Origin of the sequence: Streptomyces sp. NPDC005408 (assembly GCF_040606445.1) — a bacterium.
GTDB lineage: Bacteria > Actinomycetota > Actinomycetes > Streptomycetales > Streptomycetaceae > Streptomyces.
In genome coordinates this window covers 69917-93103 of sequence record NZ_JBEXEX010000031.1, presented here as the reverse complement: position 1 = coordinate 93103, position 23187 = coordinate 69917, and the positions used below count along the sequence as shown (strand labels likewise).

Annotated in this window: 22 protein-coding genes, 1 riboswitch and 1 other annotated feature; of the genes, 15 read left to right on the top strand and 7 right to left on the bottom strand. The window is 68.2% G+C overall.

The genetic code is table 11. The features are described 5' to 3' along the window. Positions 1-2: 2 nt before the first annotated feature. Positions 3-101 (bottom strand) — a sequence feature (23S ribosomal RNA rRNA prediction is too short). Positions 102-142: 41 nt separating this feature from the next. Next, positions 143-1324, bottom strand: coding sequence for a quinolinate synthase NadA (nadA, locus tag ABZS64_RS25940; RefSeq protein ID WP_355834222.1), 1182 nt, complete (start codon positions 1322-1324; stop codon positions 143-145). 285 nt (positions 1325-1609) lie between these two features. Between nadA and ABZS64_RS25935 the strand changes: the two genes are divergently transcribed. After that, the gene (locus tag ABZS64_RS25935; RefSeq protein WP_108148255.1) at positions 1610-1966 is read left to right on the top strand and encodes an iron-sulfur cluster assembly accessory protein; all 357 of its coding nucleotides are present in this window, start codon (positions 1610-1612) and stop codon (positions 1964-1966) included. A gap of 102 nt (positions 1967-2068) precedes the next feature. Here ABZS64_RS25935 and ABZS64_RS25930 read toward each other — a convergent pair whose 3' ends face one another. Together ABZS64_RS25930 and ABZS64_RS25925 are read right to left on the bottom strand one after the other, a co-directional pair. Then, positions 2069-3538 carry a hypothetical protein gene (locus ABZS64_RS25930; RefSeq protein WP_355834217.1) on the bottom strand — a complete coding sequence of 490 codons (1470 nt, stop codon included), beginning with the start codon at positions 3536-3538 and terminating at the stop codon, positions 2069-2071. A gap of 93 nt (positions 3539-3631) precedes the next feature. Continuing rightward, positions 3632-3838, bottom strand: coding sequence for a hypothetical protein (locus ABZS64_RS25925; protein ID WP_266477263.1), 207 nt, complete (start codon positions 3836-3838; stop codon positions 3632-3634). A gap of 131 nt (positions 3839-3969) precedes the next feature. On the opposite strand from ABZS64_RS25925, the gene ABZS64_RS25920 reads away from it, so the two are divergent. Further along, positions 3970-4944: a carbohydrate kinase family protein gene (locus tag ABZS64_RS25920; protein WP_355834215.1), complete on the top strand. Its 975-nt coding sequence runs from the start codon at positions 3970-3972 to the stop codon at positions 4942-4944. Positions 4945-5028: 84 nt separating this feature from the next. Here ABZS64_RS25920 and ABZS64_RS25915 read toward each other — a convergent pair whose 3' ends face one another. Beyond that, entirely contained in the window at positions 5029-6411 is a 1383-nt protein-coding gene (locus tag ABZS64_RS25915; protein ID WP_355834212.1) for an aminotransferase class V-fold PLP-dependent enzyme, read from the bottom strand. Positions 6412-6661: 250 nt separating this feature from the next. On the opposite strand from ABZS64_RS25915, the gene coxB reads away from it, so the two are divergent. The 4 genes from coxB (at position 6662) to ABZS64_RS25895 (ending at position 11121) form a co-directional block, all read left to right on the top strand. After that, on the top strand, positions 6662-7618 hold the full coding sequence (gene coxB / locus ABZS64_RS25910) for a cytochrome c oxidase subunit II (protein ID WP_355834209.1): 957 nt from the start codon (positions 6662-6664) through the stop codon (positions 7616-7618). Then, entirely contained in the window at positions 7615-9354 is a 1740-nt protein-coding gene (gene ctaD, locus ABZS64_RS25905) for a cytochrome c oxidase subunit I (protein WP_355834206.1), read from the top strand. The genes coxB and ctaD overlap by 4 nt, the downstream gene beginning before the upstream one ends. Beyond that, positions 9351-9749, top strand: a complete 399-nt coding sequence (locus ABZS64_RS25900) for a cytochrome c oxidase subunit 4 (RefSeq protein ID WP_355834204.1) — start codon at positions 9351-9353, stop codon at positions 9747-9749. The genes ctaD and ABZS64_RS25900 overlap by 4 nt, the downstream gene beginning before the upstream one ends. A gap of 121 nt (positions 9750-9870) precedes the next feature. Next, positions 9871-11121: an Ig-like domain-containing protein gene (locus ABZS64_RS25895; protein ID WP_355834201.1), complete on the top strand. Its 1251-nt coding sequence runs from the start codon at positions 9871-9873 to the stop codon at positions 11119-11121. A 16-nt stretch (positions 11122-11137) separates the two neighbouring features. On the opposite strand, the gene ABZS64_RS25890 is transcribed toward ABZS64_RS25895, so the two are convergent. Then, complete coding sequence (locus tag ABZS64_RS25890) at positions 11138-11539, bottom strand: hypothetical protein (protein WP_328678692.1); 402 nt, start codon at positions 11537-11539, stop codon at positions 11138-11140. A 178-nt stretch (positions 11540-11717) separates the two neighbouring features. Here ABZS64_RS25890 and ABZS64_RS25885 point away from each other — a divergent pair, with 178 nt between their 5' ends. The 6 genes from ABZS64_RS25885 (at position 11718) to ABZS64_RS25860 (ending at position 18931) form a co-directional block, all read left to right on the top strand. Continuing rightward, the gene (locus ABZS64_RS25885) at positions 11718-12338 is read left to right on the top strand and encodes a heme-copper oxidase subunit III (protein ID WP_355834198.1); all 621 of its coding nucleotides are present in this window, start codon (positions 11718-11720) and stop codon (positions 12336-12338) included. Positions 12339-12415: 77 nt separating this feature from the next. Further along, a complete protein-coding gene (locus ABZS64_RS25880) occupies positions 12416-13225 on the top strand; it encodes a c-type cytochrome (RefSeq protein WP_355834195.1) in 810 nt (269 codons plus the stop codon). Then, positions 13222-14277 (top strand): Rieske 2Fe-2S domain-containing protein, encoded by a 1056-nt coding sequence (locus ABZS64_RS25875; protein WP_355834192.1) that lies wholly within the window; start codon positions 13222-13224, stop codon positions 14275-14277. Before ABZS64_RS25880 ends, ABZS64_RS25875 begins: the two co-directional genes overlap by 4 nt. After that, positions 14274-15899 (top strand): cytochrome bc complex cytochrome b subunit, encoded by a 1626-nt coding sequence (locus tag ABZS64_RS25870; RefSeq protein ID WP_355834189.1) that lies wholly within the window; start codon positions 14274-14276, stop codon positions 15897-15899. The genes ABZS64_RS25875 and ABZS64_RS25870 overlap by 4 nt, the downstream gene beginning before the upstream one ends. Positions 15900-16029: 130 nt before the next feature. Beyond that, positions 16030-17094: an anthranilate phosphoribosyltransferase gene (gene trpD / locus ABZS64_RS25865; protein ID WP_355834186.1), complete on the top strand. Its 1065-nt coding sequence runs from the start codon at positions 16030-16032 to the stop codon at positions 17092-17094. Between the two features lie 89 nt (positions 17095-17183). Next, positions 17184-17301, top strand: a riboswitch (SAM riboswitch). A 205-nt stretch (positions 17302-17506) separates the two neighbouring features. Further along, the gene (locus ABZS64_RS25860) at positions 17507-18931 is read left to right on the top strand and encodes an aminotransferase class V-fold PLP-dependent enzyme (protein WP_355834183.1); all 1425 of its coding nucleotides are present in this window, start codon (positions 17507-17509) and stop codon (positions 18929-18931) included. A gap of 87 nt (positions 18932-19018) precedes the next feature. Here the strand turns inward: ABZS64_RS25860 and ABZS64_RS25855 are convergent, their stop codons facing one another. Together ABZS64_RS25855 and ABZS64_RS25850 are read right to left on the bottom strand one after the other, a co-directional pair. Continuing rightward, positions 19019-19300, bottom strand: coding sequence for an Lrp/AsnC ligand binding domain-containing protein (locus ABZS64_RS25855; protein ID WP_355834181.1), 282 nt, complete (start codon positions 19298-19300; stop codon positions 19019-19021). Next, entirely contained in the window at positions 19297-20019 is a 723-nt protein-coding gene (locus ABZS64_RS25850) for a rhomboid family intramembrane serine protease (RefSeq protein WP_355834179.1), read from the bottom strand. The genes ABZS64_RS25855 and ABZS64_RS25850 overlap by 4 nt, the downstream gene beginning before the upstream one ends. Before the next feature lie 150 nt (positions 20020-20169). Here ABZS64_RS25850 and ABZS64_RS25845 point away from each other — a divergent pair, with 150 nt between their 5' ends. The 3 genes from ABZS64_RS25845 (at position 20170) to ABZS64_RS25835 (ending at position 23158) form a co-directional block, all read left to right on the top strand. Beyond that, on the top strand, positions 20170-20412 hold the full coding sequence (locus ABZS64_RS25845) for a hypothetical protein (protein ID WP_159695250.1): 243 nt from the start codon (positions 20170-20172) through the stop codon (positions 20410-20412). Between the two features lie 35 nt (positions 20413-20447). Next, positions 20448-21809 (top strand): NYN domain-containing protein, encoded by a 1362-nt coding sequence (locus ABZS64_RS25840; RefSeq protein ID WP_355834175.1) that lies wholly within the window; start codon positions 20448-20450, stop codon positions 21807-21809. Between the two features lie 323 nt (positions 21810-22132). Continuing rightward, entirely contained in the window at positions 22133-23158 is a 1026-nt protein-coding gene (locus tag ABZS64_RS25835; RefSeq protein WP_355834173.1) for an NlpC/P60 family protein, read from the top strand. The last annotated feature ends 29 nt before the right edge of the window (positions 23159-23187 follow it).

The window sequence follows — 23187 nt, the reverse complement described above, 5'->3', positions numbered from 1 at the left end:
GCTACATTGTCGGCGCGGAATCACTTGACCAGTGAGCTATTACGCACTCTTTCAAGGGTGGCTGCTTCTAAGCCAACCTCCTGGTTGTCTCTGCGCCGGCCGTGACCGGCCGGGGCGCCCCCTCGTACGCACAGCGCGAGCGCTACGGCAGCGCCAGCATCCGCTCGAGCGCCAGCTTCGCGAAGCTCTCCGTCTCCTTGTCGACCTGGATCCGGTTGACCAGGTTGCCCTCGGCCAGCGACTCCAGCGCCCACACCAGGTGCGGCAGGTCGATGCGGTTCATCGTCGAGCAGAAGCAGACCGTCTTGTCGAGGAAGACGATCTCCTTGTCGGGGTGCGCGTTCGCGACCCGGCGGACCAGGTTGAGCTCGGTGCCGATCGCCCACTTGGAACCGGCCGGGGCCGCCTCCAGCGTCTTGATGATGTACTCCGTCGAGCCGACGTAGTCCGCGGCGGCAACGACCTCGTGCTTGCACTCGGGGTGGACGAGGATGTTCACGCCGGGGATCCGCTCGCGTACGTCATTGACCGAGTCCAGCGAGAAGCGCCCGTGCACCGAGCAGTGCCCGCGCCACAGGATCATCTTGGCGTCGCGCAGCTGCTCGACGGTCAGCCCGCCGTTCGGCTTGTGCGGGTTGTACAGGACGCAGTCGTCGAGCGACAGGCCCATCTCCCGCGCCGCGGTGTTGCGCCCCAGGTGTTGGTCGGGGAGGAAGAGCACCTTCTCGCCCTGCTCGAAGGCCCAGTCCAGCGCGCGCTTCGCGTTCGACGACGTGCAGATCGTGCCGCCGTGCTTGCCGGTGAAGGCCTTGATGTCCGCCGAGGAGTTCATGTACGAGACGGGCACGACCTGTTCGGCAATACCGGCCTCGGACAGCACGTCCCAGCACTCCGCGACCTGCTCGGCCGTCGCCATGTCGGCCATCGAGCAGCCGGCGGCCAGGTCCGGCAGCACGACCTTCTGGTCGTCGGACGTCAGGATGTCCGCGGACTCGGCCATGAAGTGCACACCGCAGAACACGATGTACTCGGCCTCCGGCCGCGCGGCGGCGTCCTTGGCGAGCTTGAAGGAGTCGCCGGTGACGTCGGCGAACTGGATGACCTCGTCGCGCTGGTAGTGGTGGCCGAGGACGAAGACCTTGTCGCCGAGCTTCTCCTTGGCCGCGCGGGCGCGCTCCACCAGGTCCGGGTCGGACGGGGACGGCAGGTCGCCGGGGCACTCGACGCCGCGCTCGCTCCTGGGGTCGGCCTCACGGCCGAGCAGCAGCAGGGCGAGCGGCGTCGGCTGGACGTCGAGCTCAGGGCGGGCTTGGGCGGTGGTCACGTCACGCACCCTTTCTCTTCTACAGAGGTACTTCTCGTCTATTTGACGCTATCTATCATAACTGCTTCACGTCACTTTGACGACGTCCATAGCGTCGATGTGACGCACCCCCCTGCGCCCTCCCGTACACCCCGCGTACACCCGTCCGTCCACAGGCCGGTGCCCCTCGCCGAGCCGGTGTGCGAGCATGAAAGGGAAAGACTAGGGCTCGCCCGGAATGAATCCGGGGCCCCGCCGGTTGCAACCGTCGGCAAGCAGTCTCCGTACAACCCGGGAGAGAAGCAGATGTCCGTATCGGACGAGACCACCACCGTGAGCGACGGCATTCTCCTGTCCGACGCCGCCGCCGCCAAGGTGAAGGGCCTGCTGGAGCAGGAAGGCCGCGACGACCTGGCACTGCGTGTCGCCGTTCAGCCCGGCGGCTGCTCCGGCCTGCGCTACCAGCTGTTCTTCGACGAGCGCTCGCTCGACGGCGATGTCGTCAAGGACTTCGGTGGCGTCAAGGTCGTCACCGACCGGATGAGCGCCCCGTACCTGGGTGGCGCGTCCATCGACTTCGTGGACACGATCGAGAAGCAGGGCTTCACGATCGACAACCCGAACGCCAGTGGGTCCTGCGCCTGCGGCGACTCCTTCAGCTAAGGCTTCGCACTTCGCACGTACGAAAGGCGGCGGCCCCGATCCCGGGGCCGCCGCCTTTCGTATGCTCACGCGCTGGGCCTGCTCATGTGCTGCGTCGCCGCGTCACTTCTTCGGGACGGCCGTCATCGGGATGGCATCACCCGTCGCCGCGTCCACGACCTTCCGCTCGCCCAGCGGCTTGTCCAGCGTCACCGTCTTCGTCAGCTCCTTGGCGAGGGCGATGCAGACCCGGTCCGGGTCGGGGTTCGTCTCGACGATCCGGACCTTCACCGCGTCGGCGCTCTCGTTCGCCTTCGCCGCGTAGTCGCTGCACACCCCGCCCCAGAAGGTCACAGCCAGAGTCCGCCCGCTCACCGTGTAGGACTCGATACGCCGGTCGGACGGCGCCGGGGGAGCCTGCGGCGGCTCGGTCGGCCTGATGTCCCGCTGCGGCGGCTCCTTCAGGTACTTCGGGTCCACGGCGAGCTGTGTGACGGTGAACGGCTGGGTGCCGCCCTTCGGCTCCACCTCGAACAGCCACGACGGTACGAGCGCCTGCTGCCCGTCCACGTACTGCGCGGCAAGACCGAAGACCGCCTTCGTGACGGTCAGCTGCTCCGGACCGCTCGCCCTCTCCTTCGGCTTGCACGGGGCATCGGGCTTCTGCTCGCCCTCCAGCGGCACCGGTGTGGCGCAGCCGCCGATCCCGATCGGGCCGCTGCCCCGGGAGTCCTTGTTCAGCTGCTTCAGCGCCGCATCGGCGGAGATCACCGGATATTCGTCGCTCTTCTCGGGCTTCTTCAACTGCCCGCTGCCGCCCACCACATGACCGTCCAGACCGACCTGGATTCCGGTCGTCCAGCCGTAGGTCGGCAGTCCGCCGACCACCGGGGCGGCGTTCACCACCCGTACCGAGCCCATCACTTGGGCGGCGTCCAGGTCGGCGTCGCTCTGGCCGAGAGCCTTCAGTACGGGAGCCGCGGCTTTCTTCGCGGCCTCCTCGCTCACCGGGGTCGGGCCCTTCGGCCGGTTCTCACCGCGCGAAGGACACTCCTTGCCCTTCAGGCAGTTGTCGCCGCCCGGTGACGCCACGAACCGGGCGAAGGTCCAGGTGCCCGGCGCCTGCTTGTTGACCTGAAGCAGCGGGCCCGCGCCGTCCTTGTCCGTCCCGATCTTCCAGGCCGGGCCGACCAGCCGCGGTGTCCCCGGCACTCCGAGAGCCTTCGCCAGCCGGGTCACCTCGGCCGCGGTGACAGCACCCTTCGTACGGTGGACAGCGGCCTCGTCCGGTCCGTCCGGGAGCTTGCCCTTGGCCTTGTAGACGACGCCGCCGCCCGAGGGGTCGGGCTCACCGGGCGCGATGCTGCCCCGGTCTCCGCCGTCCGTACGGCTGTCGAGAGCGAGCGGAGGCGGATTGTCGCCGTTGCCCGGCGCACCGCTCTTGGCGTCGGCGCTGTCGTGGCCGCCGCCGAAGCCCGCGGTCGCGAAGTACGTACCCCCACCCGCGACCAGCACCGCCGCCGCCACCGAGGCGACGGCGAACGGGGAACGCCGGCGGCGGGGGCTGTCGTGCGTGTCTTCCGTGCTGCTCACCGCATCGCTCCTTGTCTCCGTGACCCCGTTGTACGGGGTCACGGATGGGACGGAGCGGGGGAGCGCACGGTTCCCTCGTGCGCCCGCCGGGCGTCAGTCGCCGTATTCGGACATGGCGTCGAGCAGCCTGGCCGAGGAGGCCGGGACGACGACACCATGGATGTGCGACGGGGGCACCGGCGCGGGAACCGCGGCCGCGGGCACCACCCAGTGCGGAGCCATCCGCGCGCAGTCGCCGCGCAGCTGGGCCAGGCTGATCTCGGACTCTCGCGGCTCGCGCCGGGCGATGGGCTTCGTCATATCGGCACCGTATGCATCCGAGGGTCCATGAAAAAAGACCTACTATCGGGTAGTTTCCGCACTTCAGCGCGCGTGCTCAAACCCGGTAGCGTTAACTGTCAACGCCACCCCGCCACAGGAGCGTCCTCGCCGTGCGAATCGCAGTCACCGGCTCCATCGCCACCGACCACCTCATGACCTTCCCCGGCCGCTTCGCCGACCAGCTGGTCGCGGACCAGCTGCACACGGTCTCCCTCTCCTTCCTGGTCGACAACCTCGATGTACGCAGGGGCGGTGTCGGCGCGAACATCTGCTTCGGCATGGGCCAGCTCGGCAGCGGTCCGATCCTCGTCGGCGCGGCCGGATCCGACTTCGACGAGTACCGCGCGTGGCTCGACCGCCACGGCGTGGACACCGCATCCGTGCGGATCTCCGAGGTCCTGCACACCGCCCGCTTCGTGTGCACGACGGACGCCGACCACAACCAGATCGGCTCCTTCTACACCGGCGCGATGAGCGAGGCCCGCCAGATCGAGCTGAAGTCCGTCGCGGACCGGGTCGGCGGTCTCGACCTCGTCCTGATCGGCGCGGACGACCCCGAGGCGATGCTCCGCCACACCGAGGAGTGCCGGACCCGCTCCATCCCGTTCGCCGCGGACTTCTCCCAGCAGATCGCGCGCATGAGCGGCGACGACATCCGCACCCTCCTGGACGGCGCCACGTACCTCTTCTCCAACGAGTACGAGAAGGGGCTCATCGAGTCCAAGACCGGCTGGACCGACGAGGAGATCCTGGGCAAGGTCGGCACCCGGGTCACCACCCTCGGCTCGAACGGTGTCCGCATCGAGCAGGAGGGCGAGGAGCCGATCGAGGTCGGCTGCGCCGAGGAGGACGCCAAGGTCGACCCGACGGGCGTCGGCGACGCGTTCCGCGCGGGCTTCCTGTCGGGCCTGTCCTGGGGCGTGAGCCACGAGCGCGCAGCGCAGGTGGGCTGCATGCTGGCGACGCTGGTGATCGAGACGCTGGGCACACAGGAGTACACACTGCGGCGGGCGCACTTCATGGACCGCTTCACGAAGGCGTACGGCCACGAGGCGGCGTCCGAGGTCCGGACCCACCTCCGCTGACGCCCCGGGGCTCCGCCCCGGACTCCACGCCTCAATCGTCGGCGGGGCTTGATACGCCCGGGCATATCAAGCCCCGTCGACGATTCACGTCACGCGTCGCACCACATACGCGACGCCCCGCTCCACCGCTTCCTCCCCCACATACTCCTGCCCTCGCATCTCGCACCACGCCGGGATGTCCAGCCGCGCCGCCTCGTCGTCCGAGAGCACCGTCACCGTGCCTCCCACCGGCACGTCCCCGATCACCTTCGCCAGTTCGATCACCGGGATCGGGCACCGCTTCCCGAGCGCGTCCACCACCAGGGACGCCGTTCCCCCGGTGGCGGGCGAGGTGGCGGGCGCGCCGAGGCGTTCGCGTACCTCCGCGACCACCCCCGGCAGGACCTCGAGGAAGCGGTCGACGTCCTCCTCCGGTGTGCCGAGAGGGAGCGAGAGGCGCACGTTGCCCTCCGAGAGCACCCCCATCGCCCGCAGCACATGGCTCGGCGTGAGCGTGCTGCTCGTACAGGAGGAGCCCGAGGAGACGGAGAACCCGGCCCGGTCCAGCTCGTGCAGCAGAGTCTCTCCGTCGACATATAGACAGGAGAACGTGACGAGGTGGGGGAGGCGCCGCACCGGATCGCCCACCACCTCCACATCCGGGACCAGCTCGGGCACCCGCGCGCGGATCCTGTCCACCAGGGCCCGCAGCCGTGCCGCCTCGTCCGCCGCCTCCGCCCGCACCGCCCGCAGCGATGCCGCCGCCGCCACGATCCCCGGGATGTTCTCGAAGCCCGCCGAGCGCCCCGACTCCCGTTCGTCGGCGGGACCTTGAGGGGCGAACCGGACACCCTTGCGTACGGCGAGCAGCCCGACCCCGGCCGGACCGCCCCACTTGTGCGCGCTGCCGGTGAGCAGCGACCAGTCCCCGGCCACCGGACCCCACGCCAGTGACTGTGCCGCGTCCACCAGCAGCGGCACCCCGGCCGCGCGGCAGGCGTCGGCGACCTCGGCCACCGGCTGCTCGGTGCCCACCTCGTGGTTGGCGGACTGCAGAGCGGCCAGCGCGGTGTCCTCGCGCAGGGCAGCGCCGAACGCGGCGGGGGACACCGCTCCCGCCCGGTCCACCGGGACCTCGGTCACCGTCCCGCCCTCGGCCCCCTCGTACGAGCCCGCCGAATGAAGAACCGAGGAGTGCTCGACCGCGGAAACGACCAGGTGGCGCCCGACACGCCGACGGGCCGCGAGCGCGCCGGAAATTCCGAGGTGAACCGCGCGCGTCCCCGAAGGAGTGAACACGAGCTCGTCCGGGCGGCAGCCCACGGCCTCCGCGGCAGCCTCCCGCGCCGCGTCCAACAGCAGCCTCGCGCGCCGCCCCTCGCGGTACAGCCGGGCGGGATCGGCCCAGCCCTCGTCGAGGGAGGCCTGCAGGGCCTGCCGGGCGACCGGGTGCAGGGGAGCGGAGGAGGCAACGTCGAAGTAAGGCACATGGCAACGCTAACTCCGGTACCCGGAGGGAGCGTCAGATGCCTGCCGGAGGCCGGGATTCCAAGGGCTTTCCACCCCTTCGGGGTGTCGGACGGCGCGTTGGGCACCCTCCCCGCGCGACCCCAAATAGCGTCCAGTAGGGTTTGGTCCGCATAAACATCCAAACCCCTGCCCGCGTCAGGGGCCGGCGACCGACCAGCGAGACGGCCGCGGCATGCCGCGCGGGCCGAGACTCTCGGGAAGGCGCTACGTGAGTCCCAACGGCTCCGACCGCTCGTCGCGGCGCCCGATGCGGCGGAAGCTGCTCCAGGTGCTGACCGCGGGCGTTGTCCTGGCGACCGCCTCTGGTTGCACATACAAGGACTTTCCCCGCCTGGGAATGCCCACCCCGGTAACGGAGGAGGCTCCCCGGATCCTCTCCCTCTGGCAGGGCTCGTGGGCGGCAGCGCTCGTCACGGGCATCCTGGTGTGGGGGCTGATCATCTGGAGTGTCATCTTCCACCGGCGCAGCCGCACCAAGGTGGAGGTACCTCCGCAGACCCGGTACAACATGCCCATCGAGGCGCTGTACACGGTTGTTCCACTCATCATCGTTTCGGTGCTCTTCTACTTCACCGCGCGTGATGAGTCGAAGCTTCTGGCTCTCTCCAAGCCCGCCCACACGGTCAACGTGGTCGGCTACCAGTGGAGCTGGGGCTTCAACTACGTCGAGAACGTAGAAGGCTCATCGGGTGACGCCAAGACCAACAAGGATCTGGCCGCCATTCCGGACAAGTTCCGTGAGGACTTCCCGGCGAACGCGGGCGGCGTCTACGACGCCGGTATCCCGGGCACCCGGAACCCGCAGAATGGCAACCCGGGCCCGACCCTGTGGCTGCCCAAGGGCGAGAAGGTCCGGTTCGTCCTGACCTCCCGCGATGTCATCCACTCCTTCTGGGTCATCCCCTTCCTCATGAAGCAGGACGTGATCCCGGGGCACACCAACGTCTTCGAGGTGACCCCGAACCGCGAGGGCACCTTCAGGGGCAAGTGCGCGGAGCTCTGCGGTGTCGACCACTCCCGGATGCTCTTCAACGTCAAGGTCGTCTCCCCGGAGCGCTACCAGCAGCACCTGAAGGAGCTGGCGGAGAAGGGGCAGACCGGCTACATCCCGTCGGGCATTGAGCTGACGGACCCGGCCCGGAACTCGGAGACGAACAAACTGTGAGCATCCTCAACGAACCTCAGGGTGCCGCCGCAGCAGCTGACGACTCGTACGAGAACGAGCTGCCGGTACGGCGCAAGCAGCCGGGCAACGTGGTCGTGAAGTGGATGACCACCACTGACCACAAGACCATCGGCACGATGTACCTGGTCACGTCGTTCGCGTTCTTCTGCATCGGCGGCCTGATGGCGCTCTTCATGCGCGCCGAGCTGGCCCGTCCCGGCACGCAGATCATGTCGAACGAGCAGTTCAACCAGGCGTTCACGATGCACGGCACGATCATGCTGCTGATGTTCGCGACGCCGCTGTTCGCCGGATTCGCGAACTGGATCATGCCGCTGCAGATCGGCGCGCCCGACGTGGCGTTCCCGCGGCTGAACATGTTCGCGTACTGGCTGTACCTCTTCGGCTCGATCATCGCGGTGGCCGGCTTCCTCACCCCGCAGGGTGCGGCCGACTTCGGCTGGTTCGCCTACTCCCCGCTGTCGGACGCCGTCCGCTCGCCGGGCGTCGGCGCCGACATGTGGATCATGGGTCTGGCCTTCTCCGGCTTCGGCACGATCCTCGGTTCGGTCAACTTCATCACCACGATCATCTGCATGCGCGCTCCCGGCATGACGATGTTCCGGATGCCGATCTTCGTGTGGAACGTGCTGCTGACCGGTGTGCTGGTCCTGCTGGCCTTCCCGGTGCTGGCCGCCGCGCTCTTCGCGCTGGAGGCGGACCGCAAGTTCGGTGCGCATGTCTTCGACGCGTCCAACGGCGGCGCGTTGCTCTGGCAACACCTCTTCTGGTTCTTCGGCCATCCAGAGGTGTACATCATCGCCTTGCCCTTCTTCGGCATCGTCTCGGAGATCATCCCGGTCTTCAGCCGCAAACCGATGTTCGGCTACATCGGTCTGATCGGTGCGACGATCGCGATCGCCGGTCTGTCCGTGACGGTGTGGGCCCACCACATGTACGTCACAGGCGGCGTGCTGTTGCCGTTCTTCTCCTTCATGACCTTCCTGATCGCGGTACCGACCGGTGTGAAGTTCTTCAACTGGATCGGCACCATGTGGAAGGGCTCACTGTCCTTCGAGACACCGATGCTCTGGACGATCGGCTTCCTGGTCACCTTCACCTTCGGTGGACTGACCGGCGTCATCCTGGCCTCGCCCCCGATGGACTTCCACGTCTCCGACTCGTACTTCGTCGTCGCGCACTTCCACTACGTCGTCTTCGGCACGGTGGTCTTCGCGATGTTCGCCGGATTCCACTTCTGGTGGCCGAAGTTCACGGGCAAGATGCTGGACGAGCGGCTCGGCAAGATCACCTTCTGGACGCTGTTCATCGGCTTCCACGGGACGTTCCTGGTGCAGCACTGGCTGGGTGCCGAGGGCATGCCGCGTCGATACGCGGACTACCTCGCCGCCGACGGCTTCACCACGCTGAACACGATCTCCACGATCAGCTCGTTCCTGCTCGGCATGTCGGTCCTGCCGTTCTTCTACAACGTCTGGAAGACCGCCAAGTACGGCAAGAAGGTCGAGGTCGACGACCCGTGGGGCTACGGCCGTTCGCTCGAATGGGCGACGACCTGCCCGCCGCCGCGGCACAACTTCCTCACCCTGCCGCGGATCCGCAGCGAATCCCCGGCGTTCGACCTGCACCACCCGGAGATCGCGGCGCTCGACCAGCTCGAGAACCACGGCGCCGGTGACACGGCCATCGCCGGCGGCAAGGAGGCAGGCAAGTGAGGATCCAGGGCAAGATGTTCCTCTGGCTGAGCGTCTTCATCCTCGCCATGGCGATCGTCTATGGCGTGTGGTCGAAGGAGCCGGCCGGTACCACCGCGCTCTTCCTGGGCTTCGGCCTGAGCATCATGATCGGCTACTACCTGGCCTTTACGGCCCGGCGAGTCGACGCCATGGCGCAGGACAACAAGGACGCCGATGTGGCGGACGAGGCCGGCGAGGTGGGGTTCTTCTCCCCGCACAGCTGGCAGCCGCTCTCGCTGGCCATCGGTGGTGCGCTGGCCTTCCTGGCCGTTGCCTTCGGCTGGTGGCTGCTGTACTTCTCGGCTCCGATGATCCTGGTCGGTCTGTTCGGCTGGGTGTTCGAGTACTACCGCGGTGAGAACCAGAACCAGTAGCACCGCGTCAGCAACGCACGGGACGGGCCCGGATCCCCCTCACTCCTGAGGGGGATCCGGGCCTCCTCCATTTGCAGTCACTTGGCGCGCCGTTGCTGACCGATCTTCATAACGTGTGCTTATGAACCACACGCCGCACCTCCGCACCGTCCTCAGCTGCACCCTGCTGGTCGTCTCCCTCGGGGCGGGCGCGACCGCGTGCGGCGGCGACGGGAACCCACTCGCCGCGAAGCCCTTCGACGCCACCGAGCAGGTCTCCTTCAACACGCCGTCCGGCAACGCCAAGGTGGACCCGGACAAGCCGCTCGAAGTCACCGCCGAGGGTGACGACGGCCGCATCACCGATGTGACCGTCATAGATGAATCCGGCCACTTCCTCGCGGGCGAACTCGACGCCGACGGCACGCGCTGGCGCTCCACCGGGTCCCTGTCGGCCGGCGCCAAGTACACGGTGAAGGTCGCCGTGGAGGACGCTGACGGCGCCCCTGGCGTCCGCACGATGACCTTCGAGACCGCACCCGCCTCCAAGTTCCTGACGGTCAACTTCGGCCCCAAGGCGGGCACGTACGGGGTCGGCCAGCCCATCACCGCGGAGCTCAGCCTCCCGGTGAAGGACAAGGCGGCCAGGGCCGTCGTCGAACGCGCCCTGAAGGTCCAGTCCAGCCCCGCCGTGGAGGGCGCCTGGTACTGGGTGGACGACAAGAAGCTGCACTTCCGTCCCAAGGAGTACTGGCCCAGCGGCGCGACCGTGACCGCCACCAGCAACCTGCAGGGCGTGAAGGTCTCCAACAAGCTCTACGGCGGCGCCTCGAAGGAGCTGAAAATCACCATCGGGGACCGTATCGAGGCCATCACCGACGCCGGATCGCACCAGATGACGGTCGAGCGCAACGGAGAAGTGATCAAGACCATTCCGGTGACCACCGGCAAGCCCGGCTTCTCCACCCGTAACGGAATCAAGGTCGTGCTCGCCAAGCAGTACTTCGTACGGATGCGCGGTACCAGCATCGGCATAGCCGAGGGCAGTGCCGACTCGTACGACCTGCCCGTCTACTACGCGACACAGGTCACCTGGAGCGGTGAGTACGTCCACGCCGCGCCCTGGTCCGTCGGCTCACAGGGGTACGCGAACGTCAGCCACGGCTGCACCGGAATGTCCACCGGCAACGCAGCGTGGTTCTTCGAGACCGTCAAGGAGGGCGACATCGTCAAGGTCGTCAACAGCGCCGGCGACGAGATGGACCCGTTCGGCAACGGCTTCGGCGACTGGAACCTGGACTGGGACAAGTGGCGCAAGGGCAGTGCCCTGGTGGCCGACACCAAGGACGGCAGCAGCACCGCCGACGCGGCACGGCTGCGTCCTGAGGTCTGACCGGAGCGGAAGCTCCTCACGCCTCCACGGCGAGCCGGCCGCGCAGGAGAGCGGCCAGGGTGTCCGCGAACTCCACCGGATCGACCGGAAGGGTCACCGCGGCCTCCGCACGGCTCCAGGTGGCCAGCCAGGCGTCCTGCGGGCGGCCGATCAGCAGCAGCACGGGCGGGCAGTTGAAGATCTCGTCCTTGATCTGCCTGCAGACGCCCATGCCGCCCGCGGGAACCGTCTCGCCGTCCAGTACGCAGACGTCGATGCCGCCCTCGTCCAGCCGCTTCAGTACGGCGGGAAGTGTCGCGCACTCGACGAACTCCACCGGAGGAACATCGGCCGCAGGCCTGCGTCCAGCCGCCAGGCGCACCTGCTCGCGCGTGTTGGCGTCGTCGCTGTAGACCAGGACCGTGGCGCTCGACTGCATTGTTCCTCCGAATCGACGGCGGCACTGCATCAGGAACCGATGCGCGGATGCTACTCCGTCCGACTCGCTGTCAACAGCGGTTCGGACATGGCTTCGATGGGCCGTTCGGGCTGGACACAGCCCACTGACACACCGAACGGCACCCCCCGGAGTGAGGGCGGGATAAGCGACCGACATAATGTCGGTCGTGGCGACAGCAACGACAGTAGAAACCGGGCACGCGCACCCGTCGGTCAATCGGCCGAACCTCACCAGCGTCGGAACCATCATCTGGTTGAGTTCCGAGCTGATGTTCTTCGCGGCCCTCTTCGCGATGTACTTCACCCTGCGATCGGTGACGGGTGCCGAGCACTGGAAGGAAATGGCTTCGGCCCTCAACTTCCCGTTCGCGGCGACGAACACCACGATCCTGGTGCTCTCCTCCCTCACCTGCCAGCTCGGCGTGTTCGCCGCGGAGCGGGGCGATGTGAAGAAGCTCCGTGCCTGGTTCGTGCTCACCTTCGTGATGGGTTCGATCTTCATCGGCGGTCAGGTCTTCGAATACACCCAGCTGGTCACGAAGGACGGCCTCTCGCTGTCCTCCGACCCGTACGGCTCGGTGTTCTACCTGACCACCGGCTTCCACGGCCTGCACGTGACAGGTGGCCTGATCGCCTTCCTGCTCGTCCTCGGCAGGACGTACGCGGCCAGGCGATTCACTCACGAGCAGGCAACCGCCGCCATCGTCGTGTCCTACTACTGGCACTTCGTCGATGTCGTCTGGATCGGCCTCTTCGCCACGATCTACATGATCAAGTAACGGCGCAGGCACTCGCTGCCTGAAGCAGACACAGTCCAGAAGACTCGACGCAGAAGATCCTGACACCGGGGTAATCCGTGAAAAAGCTCTCCTCACGACGACGCCATCCGCTGGCGGCGGTCGTCGTCCTACTCCTCGCGCTGGCGGCCACTGGGGGGCTGTACGCCGCGTTCGCACCCGCGGACAAGGCGCAGGCCGATGAAACCGCCCAGTCCCTCGCCATCAAGGAGGGCAAGAAGCTCTACACCGTCGGCTGCGCCAGCTGCCACGGAACCGGCGGTCAGGGCACCTCTGACGGCCCGCCCCTGGTCGGCGTGGGCTCCGCAGCCGTCGACTTCCAGGTCGGCACGGGCCGGATGCCGGCCCAGCAGCCCGGCGCGCAGGTGCCGAAGAAGAAGGTCATCTACTCGCAGAGCGAGATCGACCAGCTCGCGGCCTACGTCGCCTCTCTCGGTGCCGGTCCGATCACGCCGACCGAGAAGCAGTACAGCCCCGAGGGCGCGAACATCGCCAAGGGTGGCGACCTGTTCCGTACCAACTGCGCCCAGTGCCACAACTTCACGGGTGAGGGTGGCGCGCTGACGAAGGGCAAGTACGCCCCGAACCTTGAGGGCGTGGACCCCAAGCATGTGTATGAGGCCATGCAGACCGGCCCGCAGAACATGCCGTCCTTCCCCGACACGACGATGCCGGAGAAGCAGAAGCAGGACATCATCAAGTACATCCAGACCGTGAACGGCGAGGACTCCGAGAGCCCCGGCGGCCTCAAGCTCGGTGGCCTCGGCCCCGTCGTCGAGGGGCTGTTCGGCTGGATCTTCGGTCTGGGTGTGCTCATCGCAGTCGCCATCTGGGTCGCGGCCCACACCGCTAAGGCCAAGAAGTCATGAGTAGCCAAGAGATTCCAGAAGAGAACCTGCCCTCAGAGCAGGCCGCAGCCGCGCACGGCGCGGTAGAGGTCGTGGAGGATCCGTTCGCGGACCCGGGCCTGCCCGCCCACAAGCCGCGTGTCCAGGACATCGACGAGCGGGCCGCCAGGCGCTCCGAGCGCACGGTCGCCTTCCTGTTCACGCTGTCGATGCTGGCCACGATCGCCTTCATCGCCTCGTTCGTGACCTTCCCGGTCAACAAGATCGTCTTCATCTTCCCGTTCGGGCACGTCAGCGCGCTGAACTTCTCGCTGGGTCTGACCCTCGGGATCGCGCTCTTCTGCATCGGCGCGGGCGCGGTCCACTGGGCCCGCACCCTGATGTCCGATCAGGAGATCGCCGACGAGCGTCACCCGATCGAGGCCGAGCCCGAGGTCCGGGCCAAGGTCATGGCCGACTTCGCGGCCGGCGCCGAGGAGTCCGGCTTCGGCCGGCGCAAGCTGATCCGCAACACCATGTTCGGCGCGCTGGCCATGGTGCCGCTCTCCGGCCTGGTGCTGCTGCGCGACCTGGGCCCGCTGCCCGAGAAGAAGCTGCGCTCGACGCTGTGGGCCGATGGCAAGCAGCTCATCAACATGAACACCGATGAGCCGCTGCGTCCCGAGGACGTCGCCATCGGTTCGCTGACCTTCGCCAAGCCCGAGGGCCTGGAGGAGGACGCGGACGACTTCCAGAAGGAGATCGCGAAGGCGGCCCTGATGATCGTCCGGATCCAGCCGGACGACATCAAGGACAAGCGCGAGCTCGAGTGGTCGCACGAGGGCATCGTGGCGTTCTCGAAGATCTGTACGCATGTCGGCTGTCCGATCAGCCTCTACGAGCAGCAGACGCACCACGTGCTCTGCCCGTGCCACCAGTCCACCTTCGACCTCTCCGACGGCGCCCGCGTCATCTTCGGCCCGGCCGGTCACCGCCTTCCGCAGCTGCGGATCGGCGTGAATGCTGAGGGCAACCTTGAGGCGCTCGGCGACTTCGATGAGCCCGTCGGTCCTTCCTTCTGGGAGCGCGGATGAGTACTACAGCAGAGTCCAAGCGCAAAGCACCCGCCGGTGAGCGGGTGGCCGACTGGGCGGACGGCCGACTGGGGATCTACGGCCTGGCCAAGGCCAATATGCGCAAGATCTTCCCGGACCACTGGTCGTTCATGCTCGGTGAGATCTGCCTCTACAGCTTCATCATCATCATCCTCACGGGTGTGTATCTGACCCTGTTCTTCCACCCGTCGATGAACGAGGTGGAGTACCACGGCAGTTACATCCCGATGCAGGGTGTGCGGATGTCGGAGGCGTACGCCTCGACGCTGGACATCAGCTTCGACGTCCGTGGCGGTCTGCTGATCCGGCAGATCCACCACTGGGCGGCGCTGATCTTCATCGCGGGCATGCTCGTGCACATGATGCGCGTCTTCTTCACGGGCGCCTTCCGCAAGCCGCGCGAGATCAACTGGCTGTTCGGCTTCCTGCTGCTGGTGCTCGGCATGTTCACCGGCTTCACCGGCTACTCGCTCCCCGACGACCTGCTCTCCGGAACGGGTGTCCGGTTCATGGAGGGCGCGATCCTGTCGGTGCCGGTCGTCGGCACGTATCTGTCGATGTTCCTCTTCGGCGGGGAGTTCCCCGGCGGCGACTTCGTGGCCAGGTTCTACTCGGTCCACATCCTGCTGCTGCCCGGCATCATGATGGGCCTGCTGGTGGGGCACCTGATCCTGGTGTTCTTCCACAAGCACACGCAGTTCGCGGGTCCCGGCCGGACCAACAAGAACGTCGTCGGCATGCCGCTGCTGCCGATCTACATGGCCAAGGCCGGAGGCTTCTTCTTCCTGGTCTTCGGTGTCATCGCGGTGGTCTCGGCGGTCGCCTCGATCAACCCGATCTGGGCGCTCGGCCCGTACCGTCCGGACCAGGTGTCCACGGGCGCCCAGCCCGACTGGTACATGGGCTTCTCCGAGGGCCTGATCCGGGCGATGCCCGGCTGGGAGATCAATGCCTGGGGCCACACCCTCGCCCTGGGTGTCTTCATCCCGCTGATGATCTTCCCGCTGGTCCTGGTCGCGATCGCGGTCTACCCCTTCGTCGAGTCCTGGATCACCGGGGACAAGCGCGAGCACCACATCCTGGACCGCCCGCGCAACGCCCCGACCCGTACGGCCTTCGGCGTGGCGTGGCTGACCTGGTACTTCATCCTGCTGATCGCCGGTGGAAACGACATGTTCGCCCTGTTCCTCCATCTGTCGATCAACAGCATCACCTGGTTCGCCCGGATCGGCTTCTTCGTCGGACCGGTCATCGCCTTCGTCATCACCAAGCGGATCTGCATGGGTCTGCAGCGTCGCGACAGGGACAAGGTGCTGCACGGACGCGAGTCCGGCATCATCAAGCGCCTGCCGCACGGTGAGTTCGTCGAGGTCCACGAGCCGCTCAGCCAGGGTGCTCTGCACACGCTCACGGCGCACGAGCAGTACAAGCCCGTGGAGATCGGCCCGACGGTCGACGAGAACGGCGTCGAGCGCAAGCTCACCCGTGGCCAGAAGCTGAGGGCCAAGCTCAGCAAGAGCTACTACGGCGAGGGGAACCAGATCCCCAAGCCGACGCCGGAAGAGTTCCAGGAGATCACCAGCGGCCACGGCCACCACTGATCCCACCCGGCCGCACGTCGCGGTCGCCACAGCGGGAGCCCCGTCCATTCGCCGGACGGGGCTCTTTGCTGTGCCCGGGGCTGGATAGGGTGGGGGCATTCCTACTCGGCTGTGGACCCTGGAGTGGACCATGAACGTTGTGACCCCGGTTGGCGGCGACAGCGTGGCGGCACACTCCTGGCCGGGCGTGCTGGAGGCTCTCCTCAGCAACCGCGACCAGAGCGCCGACGCCACGGCGTGGGCCATGGACCGCATCCTCAGCGGCGAGGCGACGAACGCCCAGATCGCCGGTTTCGTGGTCGCCCTGCGGGCCAAGGGCGAGACGGTCGAGGAGATCTCCGGTCTTGTACGCACCATGTACGAGCACGCGAACCTGATCGAGGTTCCCGGGCCCAGCGTCGACATCGTCGGCACGGGCGGCGACGGCGCCAAGACCGTCAACATCTCCACGATGTCCGCGATCGTCGTGGCCGGCACCGGTGCGAAGGTCGTCAAACACGGCAACCGGGCCGCGTCGAGCGCGAGCGGTGCCTCGGACGTCCTGGAGAAGCTCGGCGTCAATCTGGAGCTGACCCCGCAGCGGGTCGCCGCCGTCGCCGACGAAGCGGGGATCACCTTCTGCTTCGCGGTGAAGTTCCACCCGGCGCTGCGGCATGTGGCGGCCGCCCGCAAGGAGCTGGGCATCCGCACCACGTTCAACTTCCTCGGCCCGCTCACCAACCCGGCACGCGTGAAGGCGCAGGCCACCGGTGTCGCGGACGCCCGGATGGCGCCGATCGTGGCCGGGGTGCTGGCCGAGCGCGGATCGTCGGCGCTGGTTTTCCGGGGCGACGACGGGCTCGACGAGCTGACGACGACGGCCACGTCACGGGTGTGGGTGGTCCGGGACGGGCAGGTGCGCGAGGAGGCCTTCGACCCGCGGGACATCGGCATCGACCTGGTGCCGGTGGAGGCCCTGCGGGGCGCGGACGCCTCGTACAACGCGGATGTCGCGCGCAGGCTGCTGAGCGGCGAGACCGGGCCCGTACGGGACGCGGTGCTGCTGAACTCCGCGGCGGCGCTCGTTGCTCTCGCACCGGGGGAGGGGTCGCTCGCCGAGCAGATCTCGGCCGGGATGGCGAAGGCGGCGGAGTCGATCGACTCGGGGGCGGCGAAGGCGGCGCTCAAGCGGTGGGTGGCCGCGAGCAACGCGTGACTGCGTGAAGCAAGGCGTGGTCCGGTTCCTGTCTCAGGAACCGGACCACGCCTTGCGCACGGTGCGACGTATGGCAGGATGCTCTTCAAGGTCATGAGTGACAGCGATTACGGCCCCGGCTCGCTGTCCGGCAACCCTCCGTCCGTGGCGGGGTGCCCCGGGTGAAGACCAGGCCGTAGGCAGCGAGGTCTGCGGCAAGCGCGGACCCCTGCACACCCTGGGGTCCTGGTCCTCAAGGGAGCAGTCTCGTGAGCAAGCGAATGCGATAGGGCTTTCCAAGCCCCCACTTCAGTACGCCTCCGCGCGGCGATCGCCGTGTGGTCGAGGCAACCCCCGTGCGGCGAGCGGCCGTTGAGCGCCCGCGCGGGTCTACCGAAGCTCATTCCGTCTTGTCCTGCCGGGAGATACCGCCATGTCCGCACGCCCGAACGCCGTTGCCACCGCCGACTCTTCTGCCTTCGCCGCTTCCGCCGCCTCGTCCGCCTGCTCCGAGTCCGCGGACCCCGCCTGCGGGGCGCCGCTGCCGGTGCTCGGCCGTGATGTGACCGTGCCGCTCGTCACCGGTGGCGAGGTCACCTACGCCGCCCTCGACTATGCGGCGAGCGCCCCCGCACTGCAGCGGGTGTGGGACGACGTCGCCGCGTACGCGCCGTACTACGGCAGCGTCCACCGCGGCGCCGGGTACCTCTCGCAGCTGTCCACCGACCTCTTCGAGAACAGCCGGGTCACGGTCGCAGAGTTCCTCGACTGCCGCGAGGGCGACCAGGTCGTCTTCACCCGCTCGACCACGGACTCCCTCAATCTTCTGGCGGCCGTGATCCCCGCGGACTGCGAGGTCTTCGTCTTCGAGACCGAGCACCATGCCTCGCTGCTGCCGTGGCGCGACGCCCGCGTGACGTACCTGAACGCCCCGCGTACACCGGCCGAAGCGGTCCGGACTCTGGAGCATGCGCTCGCCGACCGTGACTCGTACGGCCCGGCGCTGGTCTGCGTGACCGGCGCGTCCAATGTCACCGGTGAGCTGTGGCCCGTGAAGGAGCTGGCGGCCGCGGCGCACGTGCACGGTGCGCGGATCGTGCTGGACGCGGCTCAGCTCGCGCCGCACCACCCGGTCTCCGTGAAGGACCTGGACGTCGACTGGGTCGCCTTCTCCGGGCACAAGCTGTACGCGCCGTTCGGCTCGGGTGTGCTCGCGGGCCGCGCGGACTGGCTGCGGGAGGCGGAGCCGTACCTGGCGGGCGGCGGCGCCTCGCGGAAGGTGGCCCGTCGCACGGACGGGGGCGTGGACGTCGACTGGCACACCACGGCCGCCCGCCACGAGGCAGGCTCGCCGAACGTCATCGGGGTCTACTCCATCGCCTCCGCCTGCAAGGCGCTCACCGAGGCCGGTTTCGACAGCCTCGTTGCGCGGGAGCAGCAGCTGGTGGCGAAGGTCCGCGCGGGCCTTGCGGAGGTCCCGGAGGTCAAGGTCCTCTCGCTCTTCGGTGACGACGCCCCGCGGGTCGGCGTCATCTCGTTCGTCGTCGACGGCTGGAACAGCTCGCACTTCGCGGCGGCGCTCTCGGCGGAGTACGGCATCGGCGTCCGGGACGGCCTGTTCTGTGCCCACCCGCTGGTCCGCACGCTGCTCGGCACCGACCCGCAGGACCCGGGCGAGTGCGGCGCCCCGGAGGCCGAGCCGGGCGAGCGCTCGCTCAACGCGATCCGGGTCAGCTTCGGGGCGGGTACGCCTGACGAGCACGTGGAGCGCTTCGTGGGGGCGGTGCGGGAACTGGTCACGGTCGGCGCGAAGTGGACCTACCACACGGAGGACGGCCGCTGCGTCCCGGCGGTCTGACGCCTGGGCTCCGCCCCGGACCCGCTGCAAGCCCGCGCCGGCCGGCGCGGGCTTGTGTGCTGTGGGGGCAGTGCGCCCCGCCGGGTGCTACGCGTCGAGGCCGATCGCGAACGCCGCCTCCAGGTCGTGCTGGGAGTACGTACGAAACGCGACATGCGTGTCCGTGCCCTCCACGCCCGGGATCTTGCTGATCTTGCCGGGGATGACGTCCGCCAGGTCGTCGTGCTTGGCCACGCGCACCATGGCGATCAGGTCGTACGTGCCGGTCACCGAGAAGACCTCGCTCACGCTGTCGAGCGCGGCGATCGACTCGGCGATCTCGGGGATGCGGTCCACGCTGGTCTTGATGAGCACGATCGCGGTGATCACGGCTGGCGTTCTCCCTCAGTGGCCGCTGCTTGGGCCTTCACTCTAGTACTACGGCGGAAACGTCCCCAGGCGTACAGAAAGCCCACCCCGAACCCCACCAGATGCGCGAGATACGCCACCCCCGGGCCACTGCCCGCGCCCTGGGCCGCCAGCCATTGGAGGGCGAACCAGAAGATCAGCACGATCCACGCGGGGAAGCGCAGCGGCAGGAAGAAGAGGAACGGGAAGAGACTGGTGACCCGGGCCTTCGGGAAGAGGTACAGGAACGCGCCGAGCACCCCCGAGATCGCCCCGGACGCTCCCACCAGGGTCTGGTCGGATTCGGCGTTGGCCGCCGCGTAGGCGAGCAGCGCGAGGTAGCCGCAGCCCAGGTAGAAGAGGGCGAACTCCAGCTGCCCGATGCGTTCCTCGGCCATCGCCCCGAAGACGTAGAGGAAGAGCATGTTGCCCAGCAGATGCAGCCAACTGCCGTGGACGAAGAGGGCGGTGAGCGGGGTGAGCAGGGTGCCGGGGGAGCTGCTCAGCAGTTCGGCGGGGATCACGCCCCACCGCGCGAAGTACCCGCTCTGCGCGGCGAGCAGCGCGTCACCGGTGCCGTACACCGGATTGAGGCCCGAGACCGGACTGATCACGAACACCGCACAGCAGATGGCGATCATGCCGTATGTCACCGCGGGCCCGGTGACCGCGCCCCGGACCGCTCCCCGCCAACCGATCATGGACAGAGCATGGCGTAGTGGGACCGAACGGTACAGGGTGCCTCGCCGCGCCATGGGGTACCTGCGAGGCCGTAGGGTTACGGGCAGTACACCCGCAGTTCGACGGCGCACAGCGGCACCCGCACTCGTACGACGAAAGAGGACGGCACGATGACGACGGTTCCCTCGCCGACCGCCGAGACCCGCTGGCGCTGCACGCTGTGCGGCAATCTCACCCGCTTCGATGTCACCCGCTCCTCCAAGGTCGTCGAGTACGTCCATCTGGACCTGGCCGGAGAGCCGACGGTCGAGGAGCGTGAGGTGGTCAGTGAGACCATCGAGTCGGTGCGCTGCCGCTGGTGCAATGCGGTGGACCAGATCGAGCTGGTGGACAGGCCGGGCGCCGGCTCCTGAGGGAGCGGCCCGAACGGGTAGTGGGGTGACGGATCGTGGAGCAGCCTGAAAGCGGCGCTGAGCCGGCCGGTGCGGCCGGTGACGCAGCCGAGGCGCTCGACCGCCCGCTGCCCGAAGGCGTACGGCGCAGAGTCGTGGCGCTGGTCTCGGACGCGTTCGGCGGTCTGACCGTCGCCGAACTTCCCGCCCAGCTGCGGCAGTACGCCCGATTCACCCCGAGTCGTCGCGCCAAGTTCGCGGGCAACGCGATGGCCGCCGCCCTGGAGGGCGACCCGGTTTTCCGCCAGCGGATCGGCGAGCGGCTCAGCCAGGCGCAGCCTGAGCTGTCCGCCGCGCTGGAGTCCGGATCGCCGCCCGCGGCCGCCGATCCGGTCGATGTGGCGGCCGCCGCATATGTCCTGCGGCCCACCGGATGGGTGAAACTTGTCGCCGCCGCGGGCGAGGAGGCCCTGCGCGCGGACGCCGAGCGCGCGGACGAGGCGGGCCGGCGCGAGCTGGAGCGGCTGCGCGAGGAGCTGAGCGAGGCACGCGGCCTGATCAAGAGCGAGACCGAGCGACTGCGTACGGAGCTGGAGACGTCTCGCAAGGAAGCCGAATCGCTTCGCCGCAGGCTGCGCAGCGTCGAGAGCGACATGAAGCGCGGCGAGGCCGCTCTGCGCCGCAGGGACGCTGATATCGAGGCCATCAGGTCGGAGGCCGCGGCCCAGGTCTCGGCGGCCGAGAGCGAGAGCCGGCGGCTCAAGGCACGCCTCGGGGAGGCGGAGGCGGCCGTCGAGGCGGGCCGCCGGGCCGCCCGCGAGGGTCGTTCGATCGAGGACATGCGGCTGCGGCTGCTCCTGGACACCGTGCTCGACGCGGCTCAGGGGCTGCGCCGTGAACTGGCCCTGCCGCCCGCCGCCCTGCACCCCGCCGACACGGTCGACGCGGTCGAGCCGGGCCGGATGTCACCCAAGGACATCGCGGCCCGCGCGCTGTCCGAGACCGACCCCGCGCTGCTCGACCAGCTGCTCGCGCTGCCCCAGGCGCATCTTGTGGTGGACGGCTACAACGTCACCAAGACCGGCTATCCGACCATGCCGCTGGAGAAGCAGCGGCTGCGGCTGCTCGGCGGGCTGTCGGTGCTCGCCGCGCAGACCGGCGCCGAGATCACCTGCGTCTTCGACGGGGCCGAACTGGCCGCCCCGGTGCTGCTCGCGCCCCCGCGCGGGGTGCGGGTGCTCTTCTCCAAGCCGGGTGTGACCGCGGACGAGCTGATCCGTCAGCTCGTACGGGCGGAGCCGCCGGGCCGGCCCGTGGTGGTGGTCTCCACCGACCGCGAAGTCGCCGACGGAGTGGCGAAGGCGGGCGCCAGGCCCGTCGCGTCCGCCTTGTTGCTGAAGCGGCTTTCGCGGGTCTAAATAACTCCCGTACCTAATGCCCGAATTCGTGCTCATCTTGACTGAACGTAGTGTCAAGTGGCCACTACTACGCGTGTGATGTGAGTAAAGAATGCGCTCGGTGGCCGAGATTTTTCTCAACAGGATTTGAAGTGATCACAAGAAGGTCACTAAGGTCGGGCCTCGAACCTTCGCGCGGTTGATCGCTCATCCGGAGTGAACAGCGAAGGTACCGCCGAATCTGCGTAGTTCAGCCCTTTTGTCCGGGGTGTTGTGTGCGCGGAGCCGGGGATTCAAACCCCCACAGCCCGGTAGGCGGCTCGAGGAAGAAGGAGCTCGCCTTCGTGGCGTCCCACCGTCGACCCAAGCAGCCGAGCCGCACCCGTGTGACCGTGCTCACCGCGACCGCCGCCGCGGCCGTAGCCCTGACCTCCCAGGCCGCCCAGGCCAGCCCGAAGCCGAGCAAGAGCGAAGTCAAGGAGAAGGTCGACAAGCTCTACGAAGAGGCTGAGGCGGCCACCGAGAAGTACAACGGGGCCAAGGAGCAGCAGGGCAAGCTCCAGAAGCAGGTCGACGCCATTCAGGACAAGGTCGCCCGCGGCCAGGACGAGCTCAACACCCTGCGCGACGGCCTCGGTTCGGTGGCGAGCGCCCAGTACCGCTCCGGCGGCATCGACCCCGCCGTGCAGCTCTTCCTCTCCTCGGACCCGGACACCTACCTGGAGAAGGCCTCCGCGCTGGACCAGCTGGGCTCCAAGCAGACCGAGGCGCTGGCCGAGATCCAGGCCAAGCAGCGGACCCTCGCGCAGCAGCGCAAGGAGGCCCAGGACAAGCTGGGCGACCTCGCGGACACCCGCAAGCAGCTGGGCGCGAAGAAGAAGGAAGTCCAGAGCAAGCTCGCCGCCGCGCAGAAGCTCCTCAACTCGCTGACCGCGCAGGAGCGTGCCGCGCTCTCCGCCGACGAGTCCCGCGCCAACCGCGACAACTCGCGTGCGGACCTCGGCAACTCGGTCCCCGCCTCGCAGCGTGCGGGCGCAGCCTTCGCCGCAGCGCAGAGCAAGATGGGTTCGCCGTACGTCTACGGCGCCTCCGGCCCCAGCTCCTTCGACTGCTCCGGGCTGACGTCCTGGGCGTACTCGCAGGCCGGCGTCTCCATACCGCGGACCTCCCAGTCGCAGGCCAACGCCGGTACCCGCATCTACTCGCAGAGTGCGCTCCAGCAGGGCGACCTGGTCATCTTCTACGGCGACATGCACCACGTCGGCTTCTATGCGGGCAACGGCCAGGTGCTGCACGCCCCGAAGCCCGGCGCCAGCGTGCGCTACGAGTCGATCAACAACATGCCGTTCCAGTTCGGCGTGCGTATCTGACAAGCGCCTCGCGCCCGCCCAAACGGGCG

Excerpts from the sequence above, each read along its gene's own strand:
- ABZS64_RS25860 (WP_355834183.1), top strand. The coding sequence starts at position 17,507 with ATGTCCGCACGCCCGAACGCCGTTGCCACCGCCGACTCTTCTGCCTTC.
- ABZS64_RS25870 (WP_355834189.1), top strand. The coding sequence starts at position 14,274 with ATGAGTACTACAGCAGAGTCCAAGCGCAAAGCACCCGCCGGTGAGCGG.
- ABZS64_RS25935 (WP_108148255.1), top strand. The coding sequence starts at position 1,610 with ATGTCCGTATCGGACGAGACCACCACCGTGAGCGACGGCATTCTCCTG.
- ABZS64_RS25885 (WP_355834198.1), top strand. The coding sequence starts at position 11,718 with ATGTCGGTCGTGGCGACAGCAACGACAGTAGAAACCGGGCACGCGCAC.
- ABZS64_RS25895 (WP_355834201.1), top strand. The coding sequence starts at position 9,871 with ATGAACCACACGCCGCACCTCCGCACCGTCCTCAGCTGCACCCTGCTG.
- ABZS64_RS25875 (WP_355834192.1), top strand. The coding sequence starts at position 13,222 with ATGAGTAGCCAAGAGATTCCAGAAGAGAACCTGCCCTCAGAGCAGGCC.
- ABZS64_RS25925 (WP_266477263.1), bottom strand. The coding sequence starts at position 3,838 with ATGACGAAGCCCATCGCCCGGCGCGAGCCGCGAGAGTCCGAGATCAGC.
- ABZS64_RS25845 (WP_159695250.1), top strand. The coding sequence starts at position 20,170 with ATGACGACGGTTCCCTCGCCGACCGCCGAGACCCGCTGGCGCTGCACG.
- ABZS64_RS25850 (WP_355834179.1), bottom strand. The coding sequence starts at position 20,019 with ATGATCGGTTGGCGGGGAGCGGTCCGGGGCGCGGTCACCGGGCCCGCG.
- trpD (WP_355834186.1), top strand. The coding sequence starts at position 16,030 with ATGAACGTTGTGACCCCGGTTGGCGGCGACAGCGTGGCGGCACACTCC.
- ABZS64_RS25890 (WP_328678692.1), bottom strand. The coding sequence starts at position 11,539 with ATGCAGTCGAGCGCCACGGTCCTGGTCTACAGCGACGACGCCAACACG.